Genomic DNA, 14598 nt, shown 5'->3' on the forward strand with positions numbered 1-14598 from the left:
AGCAATCAATAAATTGATTTTTATTAAGTTTTTTAAGCGAAAATGGCTTAATTCCTTAATGGTAAAAATAAATTATAAATTTAAACAGGCTCTTACCTTTAAAATTAAAGGAAGACTTAAGATTATTAAGTTTAAAATAATACTAAACTTGCAGAAATATTCAGTTTTAACATAAAAATTTTTGAATTCGTGGCAAAAATTAGCGCCGATTTCCGCCCAATTCTATCAAGTCTAAACTGATGCCGATTAAATTTACATTTGAAGAATTATGATAACGAACATGCGAATAATCAAACCTAAAAGAAGAAATTTTAACGCCAAAACCAACGGATAAACCAGAAAAACTTCTTTGGTCTAAAACTGCCAATTCATTGCCTCGTTTCACATTATAACCAAGTCTAATATTAAAAGCCTGCTCTGGGAAGAGTTCTGCGCCGAAAGAGAAATGATCGGCTATTTTTCTTGTTAAGCCCACAGGTTGGCCATTGATATTAAAATCATTGGAAATATTGAGTTGCTGCAAATCGTGCGCAGTGATTGTTAAAGCAATCGGGAAATCATCTAAAATTTTGGTATAACCCAAATCTACCCGAAAAGGTAATTTTTCTCGAAGACCATTAAAGGGTTTAAATTGATAGCCAAAATTTCTAAAAAGTAACGAAACGGTTTCATTAGATTTATCGTTATGATAAGTCACGCCGCCACTTCCAGAAATAGCCATTGAAGTATAAGTATCAATTTTTGAAGTGATGAAATTTAGATTCATCCCAATTGTCCAACTATCTTCAAATTGCATGGCATAACCTGCGCCGATTGTGGCATCTATGGCTTTAAAATCGCCAGAAATTTGAGAACTTTCGTCAGTTCTTGGCGTGGAGCCATAATCCATATATCTCGCATTTAAAGAAACTAAATTTCCACGGCCTAGATCTTTAACGTAAGCAATTGTTCCAAATTTTGAACCTGCTAAATAATTGGCGAAATTCATAGAAATTCTTTGGTCTTGGTCTAAATTCATCAAGGCTGGATTAATACCTGAAAAACTTACATCAAAATCCCGAATCGAAATCGCATCACTGCCCAAAGCGGCTTGCCTGGCAGAAACGGGGATATTCATAAAGGCATAAACATTCTCGCCTGATTGGGCGAAAGAAGCAAGACTTAGTAGTAAAAAAAGTAAAGAAAAATTTTTCTTCAAAAGCGATAAAATTTTTACAAAAATAATTGAATTTTATTTAAAGTAAATCTCTTACTAAAAATATATTTCTATAACGATATTATTCTCGATTCATTATATTTGCATCAAATTAAAATATCTAGCAGGTCTTCTAAAAATAGAAATGAAACATCCAATGGAAAAGTTAAGATTCTCAACGAGAGCAATAATTTAGGATGTAACATCTGACCAAAAAAAAAATAGAAATATCCAGATGAAACATCCTTTAGAAAATTACTATTCTCAACGAGAGCAATAATTTAGGATGTAACATCTGACCATTAAAAAAATAGAAATATCCAGATGAAACATCCTTTAAAAAATTACTATTCTCAACGAGAGCAATAATTTAGGATGTAACATCTGACCAAAAAAAAATAGAAATATCCAGATGAAACATCCTTAAAAAATTACTATTCTCAACGAGAGCAATAATTTAGGATGTAACATCTGACCAAAAAAAAATAAAAATATCCAGATGAAATACAAAAGAATTTTACTAAAATTAAGCGGTGAAGCACTAATGGGAAACCGTCAATATGGAATAGATAATGACCGCTTGGTAGAATACGCAGTGGAAATAAAAAAAGCCACAGACGCAGGATGCCAAGTCGCAATCGTTATCGGCGGTGGTAATATTTTTCGGGGATTAGCAGGCGCTGCAAAAGGAATGGATCGTGTGCAAGGCGATTATATGGGAATGCTCGCAACCGTCATTAATGGGATGGCTTTGCAAGGTGCTTTGGAAGATGCCGGAATTTACACACGATTACAATCGGCAATAGAAATGGACAAAGTGGCAGAACCATTTATCAAAAGAAAAGCAACGCGCCATTTAGAAAAAGGAAGAGTGGTGATTTTTGGCGCAGGAACAGGCAATCCGTATTTTACAACCGATACTGCTGCAACTTTACGCGCTATTGAAATTGGTGCAGATGTAATTTTAAAAGGAACGCGTGTGGATGGTATTTATGACAGCGACCCCGAAAAAAATGCAGATGCAGTAAAATTTAATTCACTTTCTTTTGATGAGGTTTACAAAAAAAACCTGAAAGTGATGGATATGACGGCGTTTACATTAAGCCATGAAAATAATTTACCCATCATCGTTTTTGATATGAATAAAGAAGGTAATCTTTTGAAAGTCATTAACGGAGAACCTGTGGGAACGCTTGTTACGATTTAATTTAAAATTATTTTTTTAATTTTAACAATTAAACCAAAAATGTGTCAATTATCAAATTTTAAATATACAATGGAAGAATTAGAACTCATCGTGGCTTCTGTAACCCAAGAAATGGATGCCGCAATAAAACACCAAGACCACGCATTTCAAAAAATTAGAGCGGGGAGAGCCTCCACTGCAATGGTTCAGGATGTGATGGTAGAATATTATGGCGCACTTACGCCACTAAACCAAGTGGCAAATGTAATGGTTCCAGATGCAATGACGATTTCCATCCAACCTTGGGATAAAGGCGCAATTGGCGCTATCGAGAAAGCCATCATCAATTCTAATTTAGGTTTTGCACCAAATAGTAATGGCGAAAGCGTAATATTAAACGTTCCGCCTTTAACTGAGGAGCGCCGAAAAGAATTAGCCAAACAAGCCAAAGCAGAATGCGAACAAACCAAAGTGACCATCAGAAATGCGCGCCAAGAAGGCAATAAAGAATTAAAAAGATTAGAAGGCGTTTCAGAAGATCTCATAAAAAGCGTTGAAGCCGACATCCAAGAACTTACGGACAAATATTCTAAAAAAGCAGAAGAAAATCTGAAACTCAAAGAAGAAGATATTCTTAAAGTTTAAATAAATTATTAAAAAATTCAGTTTTTAGGCTGAATTTTTTTTTGATTATTGCTTTTACCAATTTTAGATTTTAATTGAAAGATTTTTTACAAAAAAAATATAAATTAATAAAGTTTATTTCTAATCAATCCCGTAAATTTGAAAAAATTAAAAAAAATGATTAAGAAAATAGTTCTCGCTACTTTCCTTTTTGGAATAAGCCTAAGTGCCTTTGCACAAAAAATGAAAGAATCTACTGTTTTAATGGGCGGAAACCCTATTCATATTGTTGGAACACTACCGAAAATGGATACTAAAGCACCAGATTTTTCATTAACAGATAACAAAATGCAGCAACAATCGCTTGCCGATTTTAAAGGAAAATATGTTTTATTAAATATTTTTCCAAGTGTAGATACAGGCGTTTGCTCGGCTTCCGTTCGCCATTTTAACGAAGATGCGGCCAAACTTCCAAATACTGTAGTTTTATGCATTTCTAAAGATTTACCCTTTGCGCTCAAGAGATTTTGTGGCGCAGAAGGCATTAAAAATGTAACCATGTTGTCTGATTTTCGTTCAGATTTTGGCGAGAAATATGGTGTAAAAATCGCCGATAGCGCAATGAAAGGATTGTTGAGCAGAGCAGTAGTAATTATCAATCCAGAAGGGAAAATTATTTACGAAGAGCAAGTGTCTGATATTGCCCACGAACCCAATTATGAAGCAGCAATTGCGGCGATTAATGGGAAGTAATTTTGTTGAAAAATATTTTTTAAAAAAGATTCAGTTTTGTGCTGAATCTTTTTTAGTTATATAAATTAAAAAAGATTACTTTTTCTGAAAATTTTCAATCATATCATCAACTTCTTTTTCGGTAAAATTTCCTGAAATCTGAATTCTTCCGTTAGGAATTACTGATTGAACAATTGGCGCAGAAACCAACATCTTATTTAGAACAATCGCAATCGGTTTTCTTAAATTATTTTCGGTTAAAATTTTAAATTTTGAAGCACCTTCTTGCGTCAAAATAAAATCGATAGCAAACCTTCCCAAGTCATCACTTATTTTTTTTACTGCTAATATGTCAGATTTTTTAATTGCAGGATTTGCAGATAATTTAAAATCCTTAAGTTTCAAATTCGAACTTTCATCTTTATTTACAACAAAATAGAACCCGTCCTCTTTATTTATCGCAACTGGGTCTTCTTTATTTTTATCGGCCTCTTCTTGGTTTTTTTGATTTACGTTTTCCATTATTTTTCCAAGTTCATCAAATATATCTTTAAAGTTATTTTGATAATTTCTCTCTAAATTTTCATAATTATTAACCATTTTTTTTCCTGCGGAAGTATTGTAAAATTTATAAATATCATCAATTTCGGCATCATTAAAAGTTTCAGAAAATCCTTTCGAAAGACGTTTTAGAATTTCTTCGTCGGTTAAATTCTTCTCAATTTCTATAATTTTTAAACTATCTGCTTTGCTTGTCATATTTTTTAGCGGATCGATGCGCATTTCAATGAGAAGCGATTTAAAGCCTTCGAGGGTTTTACTGGTTTTTAAAATATATTCAATTTTCTGCTCTTTGTTTTGCGAAAACAAAATTGCAGCACATAAAATAAAAACTAACTGAAAAATCTTTCGCATAAAATTAATTTAGAAGTCATTCGAATTTCATCAAATATATTTAAAAAATTATCCTTTTAAATATTTATTTTTTCAAAAACAATTATCTTTAGCGAATGAATATGACTAAAACATTAGAAAACCTAGAAATTCCTTCTTTAAACCAAATTCAGAAATCTACGCTGCAAACCGCAGAAAAAGAATCTGAAATTATTTCGATTTGGTTTGAGGCTTTGCAAGAAGTTTGTCTAAATATGCTCGCTCTTGCTCGTACGTCATATTCATAATTTCGATACTAATTTTATCTCGAATTTCGCGCATTGTTTTAATTGCGTCAAACCCAACTTTTGACCGAGCAATTTTTTTATCTGTATTATTAATCATCTTTTCCATATTTTTTAATTTCTCTTGGCGTTCTAATTTCAATCATTTTGTGTCCGTTTTGGTAGTTGATTCCGTTGTAACCCCTAATTCTATCAAGATTTACAATATGTTTAAAATTCCAACTTACTAAAACGTCAGCATTGCAAAGTGTTGCGATAGCAATGTGTTGACAGTCGGCTCTGCTTGTTTTTCCTACAACTTTCGCCTCAATATATTTATCAGCGAGTTCAATGGCTTCTGGTGAAATTTTAATTTTTTCAATTTGCATTTCGGGAATTTTTGTTAAAAGTTCTTTTACAAATTCGGGTGCTCTCAAAAGTTCAGCCTCAAGAATTTCAGAAACAATTATTATAAATTCTCCATTTTCTACACTATCAAAAAACGGAATAGTATCCGCGGAAAATTCGTCGTCAAAATATGCTCCTACAACCGATGTATCTATATAAATTCTTTGTTTCATTCTGGTATTCAAAACTATCCAAATTTACAAAAATATGTTGAATGAATTGTAGTTAGCATTTTATACAATAGTTGAACTCAAAATTTGTGATTTTCAATTTAAAAAATTCTCCTTTTAAATATTTATTTTTTCAAAAACAATTATCTTTAGCGAATGAATATGACTAAAACATTAGAAAACCTAGAAATTCCTTCTTTAAACCAAATTCAGAAGTCCACGCTGCAAACCGCAGAAAAAGAATCTGAAATTATTTTACTCGCGCCAACAGGTTCGGGGAAAACTTTGGGTTTTTTATTCCCAGTTTTAAATCAATTAAATGCCTCTGTGGAAGGCGTTCAAGCGTTAATTATTGTCCCGGCGAGAGAATTGGCGCTACAAATAGAACATGTTTTTAAAAAAATGGGTACAGATTTTAAAGTTTCAATTTGCTATGGCGGTCACGATAAAAAAATTGAAATCAATAATTTCACCGAAGCGCCCGCTCTTTTAATCGGAACACCGGGAAGAATTGCCTATCATTTAAAAAATAATAATTTTAATCCTTTGTCGATAAAAACTTTAGTTTTAGATGAGTTCGATAAAGCTTTAGAATTGGGTTTTCACGAAGATGTTTCATTTATCATTAATGAAATTGAAAATGTACAACAGAAAATTCTTACTTCTGCTACCAATATTTTAGAAATGCCCGATTTTGCAGGGTTGAAGAAACCAACAATTTTAAATTTTTTAAAAACAAAAGAAATAAAACCAGATTTGAAATTGCGAAAAGTAATGACGATTTCGGAAGAAAAACTGGAAACTTTGTTCAAATTAGTTTGTAAAATTGGCAACAAACGCACTTTAATTTTTTGCAACCACCGCGATGCAGTTGATCGTATTTCTGCACTATTAAGAGAAAAAGGAATTGCCCGAGAAACCTTTCATGGCGGTTTAGAGCAAGACGAAAGAGAGCGCGCCTTATTGAAATTTCGCAACGATTCTTCTCGGGTTTTGATTACGACAGATTTAGCAGCGAGAGGTTTAGATATTCCGGAAGTAGAATCTATCGTGCATTACCAACTTCCGCCGCAGGAAGATGCTTTTATCCACAGAAACGGAAGAACGGCGCGGATGAATGCAAAAGGTTTTGTGTATTTAATTATGACTGAAGACGAGCATTTCCCATTCATTAAAAGCAACACAGAAATCGAAAATTTAGACGGAAATTATAAAATTCCGGAGAGAACGCCATTTCAAACCATTTACATCAGTGCTGGCAAAAAAGACAAAGTGAATAAAGTAGATATTGTAGGATTTTTACTTAAAAAAGGCGGTTTAGAAAAAGACGATGTTGGTTTGATAGAAGTAAAAGACACTACTTCTTACGCGGCAATCAACCGAAAGAAAATGGTTGCTTTGCTAAAGAAATTAGAAGGCGAGCGTTTAAAAAATAAAAAACTGAAGATTGAAATTGCGTATTAAAATTTTAAAATAAATTACGAAAGATGCAATAGTGAAATTATTTCGGAAAAATATAGGTTGGATTATTGGCTTAATTTTAATTTCATTTAATACTTTCTATCTTCAACCTGAAGTTGAAAAAAGTTATTTAAATTTTGATATCGAGAACTTTACGAAAATGTATTATCTTAAAATTATAATTATAGCAACTTTAATTCTTGTAATGTCAATAATTGTTTATAGTTTAATTAAGAAAAAATCCTTTGAAATCATTTCAGGTTATTTTTTAGGCTTGATTTTATTCTGTTTTATTTTTTTCTTCGTAATGCAATCTTTTTTAACTTCAGTAATTTTGTTTCTAAATAAATTAGAATCGCAGAATCCGCACAAGGAAGTTTACAAAATACTTTATATAAAAGATAATTACAATTTTACTGCCTATAATATCAAAAGAGATAACGATTTTATCCGTGATGAAAATTATTTAAATCAAAAACAAAAAGAAAATCTTAAAAACCTAAAAGTTGGAGATACTTTAGTTTTTCAAATGCATGAAGGTTTTTTTGGCGTAGATTACATCGATAAGAATTAAATTAAATTTTTACCTAAATTATTATTTTTAATGTTATCAAATTATTCAATAAATTTGTTCTCTCGACATCCACAAATATGAATCTCAATTTACCAGATAAACTTTACTATTCCATCGGCGAGGTTGCAAAAGCCTTTGATGTAAATGCCTCATTGATAAGATATTGGGAGAACGAATTTCCGATTATTAAGCCAAAAAAAAATAAAAAAGGGAACCGCTATTTTACGCCGGCTGATATTGATAACTTAAAAATAATTTACCATTTGGTAAAAGAAAAAGGCTACACTTTAGATGGCGCAAGAGTAGCACTCACTACCAATGCGAAAATTTCTGAAACCGTTTCTATGATTGATCGTTTAGAGTTTGTGAAAGCAGAATTGCTGAAATTAAAAGACAGTTTGGGTTAATTTTTATTTTCATCCGTATTATTCACAAAATTTATTTTTTTCTGTAAATCGTCTAAATCACTTTTTATATCATCAATTTTGCTTTGAATTTTAGACATCTTTTGGTTGCTTTTAGATAATTTTTCGTTTACTTTTTCTGCGTTGCGCAAAACCTTTTTGGCATCAGCAGCGCTGCTTGCAATAGTTCCAGGTTTATTATCTGTGGAAAAATCAGAAACATTTCGTTCTGCTTTTTTATTGTATTTTTCGGCTTCAGCCTTTAAATTTTCGTTATTAATTCTTTCTTTTTCTAAATCAATTTTCAATTCGTTTAACTTTTGATTTTGTTTTAAAACTTCTTGTCTTGCTTCTAATTTTTGTAATTCTGGTGATTTTGAACCGCAAGAAATTAAAGATAAGGAGATTGAAAATGCTAAAGGTAAAATGAAATTTTTCATAAAAATGTTATATTAAAATTAATTCGCGATCAAAGTAAAATTCGTGCCAAGTTTTAGATTTATTGGTCTTTTTAAAACCTAAAAACTAAACTCTTCATAAAATTGCTCTGTTTCCGCAATTACTTCATCCATTTCCGCTAAAGTGAAAACTTCTAAAAATTTTACTCTAAATTCTTTAAAATGGGGAATTCCTCGGAAATAATTGCCATAATGTTGGCGCATTTCTATTAAGCCTAATTTTTCGCCTTTCCATTCTGCGCTCCATTTTGCGTGTTGACGAACGGCTTCTAAACGCTCTGCAATTGTAGGTTTTGCTAAATTTTCTCCAGTTTTAAAGAAATGTTTTACTTCATTAAAAATCCAGGGATAACCAATGGCGCCGCGACCAATCATTATGCCGTCACAATCGTATTTTTGTTTATATTCAAGCGCTTTTTCCGGTGAGTTGACATCGCCGTTTCCAAAAATAGGGATTTCAATATTTGGATTATTTTTTACTTTAGAAATATAACTCCAGTCGGCTTCACCTTTATACATTTGCGCACGAGTTCTGGCGTGAATTGTAAGTGCTTTTATTCCTGTTTCTTGCAATCTTTCTGCAACTTCCATAATATTAATGGAATTGTTGTCCCAACCAAGACGGGTTTTCACAGTTACGGGCAAATGTGTAGAATTTACGACGGCTTTCGTAAGGCGAATCATTAAATCTATATCTTTCAAAACGCCTGCACCTGCGCCTTTGCAAACTACTTTTTTTACTGGGCATCCGAAATTAATGTCCACCAAATCTGGTTCTACAGTTTCTACAATTTTGGCGGAAAGTGCCATTGCTTCTTCATCGCCGCCAAAAATTTGAATTCCAACTGGGCGTTCATAATCGAAAATATCTAGTTTTTGTCGGCTTTTCATGGCATCGCGAATGAGGCCTTCAGAAGAAATAAATTCAGAATACATCAAATCTGCGCCGTGCATTTTGCACAAACGGCGAAACGGCGGATCTGAAACATCTTCCATTGGTGCGAGAAGCAAAGGAAAGTCGGGGAGTTCTATATTTCCGATTTTTATCATGGTGCAAAAATAAGGTTAATGTAACAAATTACCAATCTAACAGTTTAGCAATTTCAAAACCCTTAGTACGTTTTCGTCATATCTTCCGGAATTACCAAGTTGAAAGTCGTTGGTTTGTAGTCTTTTTGTGGTGTTTTTAAAGATTTGTCATCACTTTCAAAAATAGAAATTACCGCAATTTTTAAGTTGGGATTTTTTTGTTTTAAATACCAGTAAATCCCGCCAAATTCTTTGCTGTGATAATCGCCATTAAAATGCAGAAAAGTGTAACCAGGTTTTAAATTATTAGTGATAGATTCCGCCATTGTCGCATCCTTCGTCGCTTGTGCGGCTACAAAATTCATCGCTTTATCGCCCGCATGTTCTCCCATCATCGTTTTCATTTCTTCGTAACCGGGCGTTTCTAAAGTTACAGAAATAGGAAGTTTTGCAAATAAATTTTTGTCATTTTCTGGTAAATAATTTAAAGAATTTAAACCTTCTTTTGCTACCATCGAAGCGAATTTTCGTGGAATATTAGTGGCAATAAATTCTAGATTTTTATCTTTTGCAAAATCTACAAGCGGCCGGTAATCAGTTTCATAATTATTCCAAAGTCGCACAGAATCTTTCAGGTTTTTTGCTAAAATTTTTCCGTTGAGATATTGGTTTAGTTGCGCTTGATTATCGCGCTCAAACATTTCTGCACCTAAAATAATTTTTCCTTCTTTTTGCGTGTAGAGTTCTTCCGCAATTTTTAGTTCAAGCCAATGTATGATGGAATTGTTGTGATATTCACCAAACAAAACCACATCATATTTTGATAGATTTTTTACTAATTTTTCGGTGTTTACTTTCTTGCCATTTTGATTGTAAAACTGAAATGCTTTCAAATCTTGCGCTTTCAAACTCGCAAAACTGAAGATGATTAATAGAATAAAATATTTTTTCATTTGTAGCTAATTATTTATTTTTTTTTAAACCTCACAACTCAACAATTTCACGCCTTAGAAACTCGCCTTCACTTGCACACTTCCAATATGAATGGTTCTTTCGCCGGAATTTCGACCTTCATAGTTTAAATCTAAATTGATGAAAGAATTAATCGGCTGTTGCAAAAATAAGGACCAAACTTGGTTTTTGCCCGGTTTTAAACCATCAAGCATTTGGTTGCCCACTATGCTGAAACTATTGCCTGTAAAGTTATTATTTATAAGCGAAAAATTAGCGCGCAAAGACGATTTTCGCCATTGCCATTGCAAAGTTCCGGTGAAATCTAAAGTTTTCAGATTTTCTGCGCCATCAAGTCGTCTTTTTTCTCGGAATGATGCGTAAAGCTCGGTTTGCAAAGCATCGGTGAATTTGTACGTCGCTTTCGGTTTGGTTTCAAAATTTTGAAGTTTATAATCGCGAGACGTAAAAATTTCTGAAGAATTTTGAATATTTGCGGTATTATTTTCCCAATCGATGCGGAAATCTTTATTAAATAAATAGCCGATATTTAGAAAATGTGAACTTTGGTTGCGCTCTTCTGTGCTAAAATTGGCATTAATTAAATTATCATTTTTTATAAATCTGTAGCTTCCATTCCAGCCCGATTTATCGGTTGGATTAAATTGCATTGAACCTAGAAAATTTTGATTTTTTAAAATTTGCTCTGCATTTTTTTCGAATGGATTTAAAACTAAAACTTGGTCTTTTTTATAAAAAGAATTTTCAGAAAGCAAAGAAACATTAAAATTCCAACGTTTAAGAAATTGATTTTCAGACCCTAAAACTGCTGAGGGATTAACGAATAAAGCTAATTGCAATTTATTTTTGTTTGATGGCAAATAGGTCACCGTGTTCGTATAAACTCTTATATATTGGGCTAAATCTGAATATTCTGCCACTTCAAATTCATCAATTTGTTGAATTCCATCGCCGTTATAATCCGTCCATTTATAAACACCTTGTCCGTCGGTCACTTTTAAATATTGAAATTCTCGCTGCGCTTCTTGCCCATTTCCAAGTTCGTAGAATGCTTGTAAACGCATACCATTATTAAATAATTTCTGATTATAAAGTAAATTTCCAACTACAAAATCTTGGTTTTGAGTATTTTGATTTAATGCATTATTGTAGAAAAATTTCCGATAATGAACCAAGGTGCTTAAACTTGTATTTTGTGTTTTAATAATTTCACTTTCAAGCATTAAGCCTAAAATCTGATTGGTGTTTTGCAAGCGATTATCGCGCACAGAATCATTATTTCTGAAATATACTTTGGCCAAAAATTTTGTTCGAGTAGAATCGCCAATTTTTTTCTGTAAAAAAACTTCTTTCCAACTATAACTCTTTATATCTAACAACGATGTTGCATTATAATTTTTAAGATTATGCTCAAAACTTCCGCCAATTCCCCAACTTCCTTTCGGCGCTAAATATTCTGAAATAATTTTGCCGCGAGAAAAGTTGGTGTTTTGTTCAATCGCCGTGGTGTTCAAGTATGAAACCGAACCGCTTGTTAAAATTTTTCCTGTTTTTAGACCAAAATCTACATCGTTTTTAACGCCCTTGTACGCGTTTTTTTCATCTAAATAATTGAGTTTATAATTAAAAAAAGATTTTTCTCCAAACTGGTTTAAAAAACTAAAAATTAAACGATTTTGTGTCTTTTGGTTAAACTCTTGGGCTAAATTGAAATCCCTCGAAAATTCTACATCATTTATTCTATCTAAAATATGAAATTGAGAATTTATATGCTGAAATTCTAAACTCGGCGTGCCACTCCAGTTGTTTTTTCTAAAGGTTTTATATCCAAAAATTCGTGTAGCGTAGCCCATATTTTCGGAGTTGTTTTTTGAAGAAAATAAGTTTACATCATAATTGCTTAAAGAGAAATCGGCACCAATTTTTCCTTCTTTAATTTTATATTCTGCATTGCCAGAAAAAACTTGAGATTTTACGGGTGCAGGTAATTTTCTCACAGCGCGATAACTTCCCAAATTTGGACCTACATATTCAAAAACGCGCCCATTATTAATAGTTTGCTTAATACTATAATCTCCCAAATTTTCGCCAAAATAAGTGAAAGAAACTTGGTAAAGCGTCTGTGTTTTATCGGTTGAAAATTGGTAATAATTTCCACTGGAACCGGTGATTAATTGATAGAGAATTTTGTTTACATCATAATCTGTAACGACGCCAGAAGGTGCAAACATTAAATCTGGATTGCTGCCTGCGTTTACTAAAATTTGTTCATCTTCTTTGCTTAAATTTAAAGAAAGTGGTGCATTTTTATTATCGTTTTCTAAAAACCAATTGAAGCCTAATTTTAATTTTTCACGTTCGTGCTGTACACTTCCGGTGACTAGAAATCTGGTATAATTTCGGTTGGTATAATTGTATGAAATTGTGATAAAATTTTGTTTAAAAATCGGTCGGTAACTTGTAAAAGTAAGTTCGCCAGTGTTATAATTAATCACATAATCTTGGTTTTCGCCGCGTTTCATTAAAATTCCGTCAATAAAAACTTGTTCGGAACCCGAAAGAATAGTAATGAATTGTTCGCCATTTTTCCCTGTTAATCGGTACGGACCTTGGTTGCCTTCAATCCCTTGAAAGCGAATTCTATAAAATTCACTTCTAGCGATTCCTGCTGATAAATCGAAAAAAGTTTTATTTTCTTTCCCCAGTTTTGTTTGGAATTGCAAGCCTAAACTTTTCCTTTGATAGCGCCCGAAGTAGGTTTTAGCATCAATTAAATCTACATGCCCGGCTCGCAAAATTGAATTTTTTTTAATATTTAATTGAATATAGATTTTATCAAACTCCTCTAAAGTCTGTGTATAGCCATCGGCTTGGATGGGTAAATTATGATCTGAAATACTCGCTAAAACTGAAACATCTTTAGATAATTGTCCGGAAATTTGAAGATTCAAAGAAGATTGCACAGATTGTCCTTGGTTGTTTCCAAAGGTAATACCGCGAATAATGGATCCGTTAGAACTGATGTTTCCAAAAGTAGATTTGTTGGGATTTTTCACCAAAACTGCTTCATCAACAATGATTTTATTTCTTGTGCGAACAAAATCTAAAGTGTCTTTTGTGAAATAATCTTTCTCAATTTTTTGTGAAATAAGGCTGTCTTTTGATATAGAATCATTTTTAATATTGGGGTTTTTCCATGTGAATATTTGGGAAAATCCTAAAGAAAACCCAAATGAACAAAATAGAATAAATAGAATTTTTTTTGCCAAATATTAAATTAAAAGTGCTGTGAAAGTAGTAAAATTTCAGTTATTATTATTTAACTTAAAATTCACATTAAAATTATTTTGCTTTCTCTAATTTTTGTTAATTTTGTTATCAAATATTAACTTTTTAATTATGAAAAAACTTTATTCTTTAGTCGCAATTGCAATGTTTTCAGCAACAGCAATTGCACAAACAACAGTTGCATTTGACTTTTCTGCGCAAGGCTATACAAATGCGCAAGCCGTTTCTGCTGGTACAATTGATTCTAATGTGTCTTTTACTACAGCTCAAAATGGAAGTGGTACTGCACCAACCTACTATAATTCCGGTTCTGCGCTTAGGTTTTATGCGAATAGTGCCGATGGAAATGGTAATAGCATTACTTTAGTCCCAACAAGTGGTAAAGAAATTACAGATTTAGTTATTAATTCTGTTTCTGCTACTTACACACCATCTCTTACATACAGCGTAGATGGTGGAGCGCCTGTAACTATTGCTGCTACTGGCAGTTCTTATACAATATCTGGTATAAATGCTAGTTCTTCTTTAGAAGTTAAAAATGCTGTAAGTGGCGCAACTACGCAATTACGTATACAAACTCTAAGCGTAACTTACACTAATAGCACTTTAGCAGTAGGTGATGTAAATTCTACAAAAGTAAGTTTGGTAAAAAATACTTCCGTAAAAAACAGTTTATATTTTGCAGCAAAAGCAAATGTGCAAATCGTAAATACAAACGGGCAAGTTGTAAAATCTGCACAAGTTGATAACGGAACTTTATTGGATGTTTCTGGTCTTGCAAAAGGATTTTATATCGTAACTGGTGTTGTAGATGGCAGAAAAATTTCACAAAAAATTATTAAAAACTAAAATTAATTAAATGTTAATTTTGAACTGTTTCATTTTTATGAAGCAGTTTTTTTGTAGCTTTACAATCTCAATATTTAATTAAAATTATTTA

The 14598-nt window shown here is 32.3% G+C and carries 15 protein-coding genes; 8 read left to right on the forward strand and 7 right to left on the reverse strand.

All coding sequences use genetic code 11. The features are described 5' to 3' along the window. Window positions 1-199: 199 nt before the first annotated feature. On the reverse strand, window positions 200-1198 hold the full coding sequence (porQ, locus tag C4S29_RS00005; RefSeq protein ID WP_103912079.1) for a type IX secretion system protein PorQ: 999 nt from the start codon (window positions 1196-1198) through the stop codon (window positions 200-202). Between the two features lie 496 nt (window positions 1199-1694). Here porQ and pyrH point away from each other — a divergent pair, with 496 nt between their 5' ends. The 3 genes from pyrH (at window position 1695) to tpx (ending at window position 3758) form a co-directional block, all read left to right on the forward strand. After that, on the forward strand, window positions 1695-2402 hold the full coding sequence (gene pyrH / locus C4S29_RS00010; RefSeq protein ID WP_103912080.1) for a UMP kinase: 708 nt from the start codon (window positions 1695-1697) through the stop codon (window positions 2400-2402). Between the two features lie 69 nt (window positions 2403-2471). Then, window positions 2472-3026 (forward strand): ribosome recycling factor, encoded by a 555-nt coding sequence (frr, locus tag C4S29_RS00015; protein WP_103912081.1) that lies wholly within the window; start codon window positions 2472-2474, stop codon window positions 3024-3026. Between the two features lie 222 nt (window positions 3027-3248). Next, window positions 3249-3758: a thiol peroxidase gene (tpx, locus tag C4S29_RS00020; protein ID WP_394338653.1), complete on the forward strand. Its 510-nt coding sequence runs from the start codon at window positions 3249-3251 to the stop codon at window positions 3756-3758. Window positions 3759-3833: 75 nt separating this feature from the next. Here the strand turns inward: tpx and C4S29_RS00025 are convergent, their stop codons facing one another. Then, window positions 3834-4652 (reverse strand): SecDF P1 head subdomain-containing protein, encoded by an 819-nt coding sequence (locus tag C4S29_RS00025; RefSeq protein ID WP_103912083.1) that lies wholly within the window; start codon window positions 4650-4652, stop codon window positions 3834-3836. Window positions 4653-4753: 101 nt separating this feature from the next. On the opposite strand from C4S29_RS00025, the gene C4S29_RS14700 reads away from it, so the two are divergent. Continuing rightward, entirely contained in the window at window positions 4754-4918 is a 165-nt protein-coding gene (locus C4S29_RS14700; protein ID WP_159969813.1) for a hypothetical protein, read from the forward strand. An 89-nt stretch (window positions 4919-5007) separates the two neighbouring features. On the opposite strand, the gene C4S29_RS00035 is transcribed toward C4S29_RS14700, so the two are convergent. Next, window positions 5008-5475: a PIN domain-containing protein gene (locus C4S29_RS00035; RefSeq protein WP_103912085.1), complete on the reverse strand. Its 468-nt coding sequence runs from the start codon at window positions 5473-5475 to the stop codon at window positions 5008-5010. Between the two features lie 153 nt (window positions 5476-5628). Between C4S29_RS00035 and C4S29_RS00040 the strand changes: the two genes are divergently transcribed. The 3 genes from C4S29_RS00040 to C4S29_RS00050 all read left to right on the forward strand — a co-directional run bounded on the left by C4S29_RS00040 (window position 5629) and on the right by C4S29_RS00050 (window position 7914). Beyond that, window positions 5629-6936 carry a DEAD/DEAH box helicase gene (locus C4S29_RS00040; RefSeq protein WP_103912086.1) on the forward strand — a complete coding sequence of 436 codons (1308 nt, stop codon included), beginning with the start codon at window positions 5629-5631 and terminating at the stop codon, window positions 6934-6936. A gap of 31 nt (window positions 6937-6967) precedes the next feature. After that, window positions 6968-7507 carry a hypothetical protein gene (locus tag C4S29_RS00045; RefSeq protein ID WP_103912087.1) on the forward strand — a complete coding sequence of 180 codons (540 nt, stop codon included), beginning with the start codon at window positions 6968-6970 and terminating at the stop codon, window positions 7505-7507. Window positions 7508-7584: 77 nt separating this feature from the next. Next, a complete protein-coding gene (locus C4S29_RS00050; protein ID WP_103912088.1) occupies window positions 7585-7914 on the forward strand; it encodes a MerR family transcriptional regulator in 330 nt (109 codons plus the stop codon). On the opposite strand, the gene C4S29_RS00055 is transcribed toward C4S29_RS00050, so the two are convergent. The 4 genes from C4S29_RS00055 to C4S29_RS00070 all read right to left on the reverse strand — a co-directional run bounded on the left by C4S29_RS00055 (window position 7911) and on the right by C4S29_RS00070 (window position 13426). Continuing rightward, a complete protein-coding gene (locus tag C4S29_RS00055; RefSeq protein WP_103912089.1) occupies window positions 7911-8351 on the reverse strand; it encodes a SlyB protein in 441 nt (146 codons plus the stop codon). The genes C4S29_RS00050 and C4S29_RS00055 overlap by 4 nt on opposite strands. Window positions 8352-8429: 78 nt before the next feature. Then, window positions 8430-9419, reverse strand: coding sequence for a tRNA dihydrouridine synthase DusB (gene dusB, locus C4S29_RS00060; protein WP_103912090.1), 990 nt, complete (start codon window positions 9417-9419; stop codon window positions 8430-8432). 62 nt (window positions 9420-9481) lie between these two features. After that, complete coding sequence (locus C4S29_RS00065) at window positions 9482-10351, reverse strand: ChaN family lipoprotein (protein ID WP_103912091.1); 870 nt, start codon at window positions 10349-10351, stop codon at window positions 9482-9484. A gap of 54 nt (window positions 10352-10405) precedes the next feature. Next, window positions 10406-13426, reverse strand: a complete 3021-nt coding sequence (locus tag C4S29_RS00070; protein ID WP_394338654.1) for a hypothetical protein — start codon at window positions 13424-13426, stop codon at window positions 10406-10408. A gap of 343 nt (window positions 13427-13769) precedes the next feature. On the opposite strand from C4S29_RS00070, the gene C4S29_RS00075 reads away from it, so the two are divergent. Next, a complete protein-coding gene (locus C4S29_RS00075; protein ID WP_103912092.1) occupies window positions 13770-14507 on the forward strand; it encodes a T9SS type A sorting domain-containing protein in 738 nt (245 codons plus the stop codon). The last annotated feature ends 91 nt before the right edge of the window (window positions 14508-14598 follow it).

Origin of the sequence: Halpernia humi, from assembly GCF_900108025.1 — a bacterium.
Taxonomy (GTDB): Bacteria; Bacteroidota; Bacteroidia; order Flavobacteriales; family Weeksellaceae; genus Halpernia; species Halpernia humi.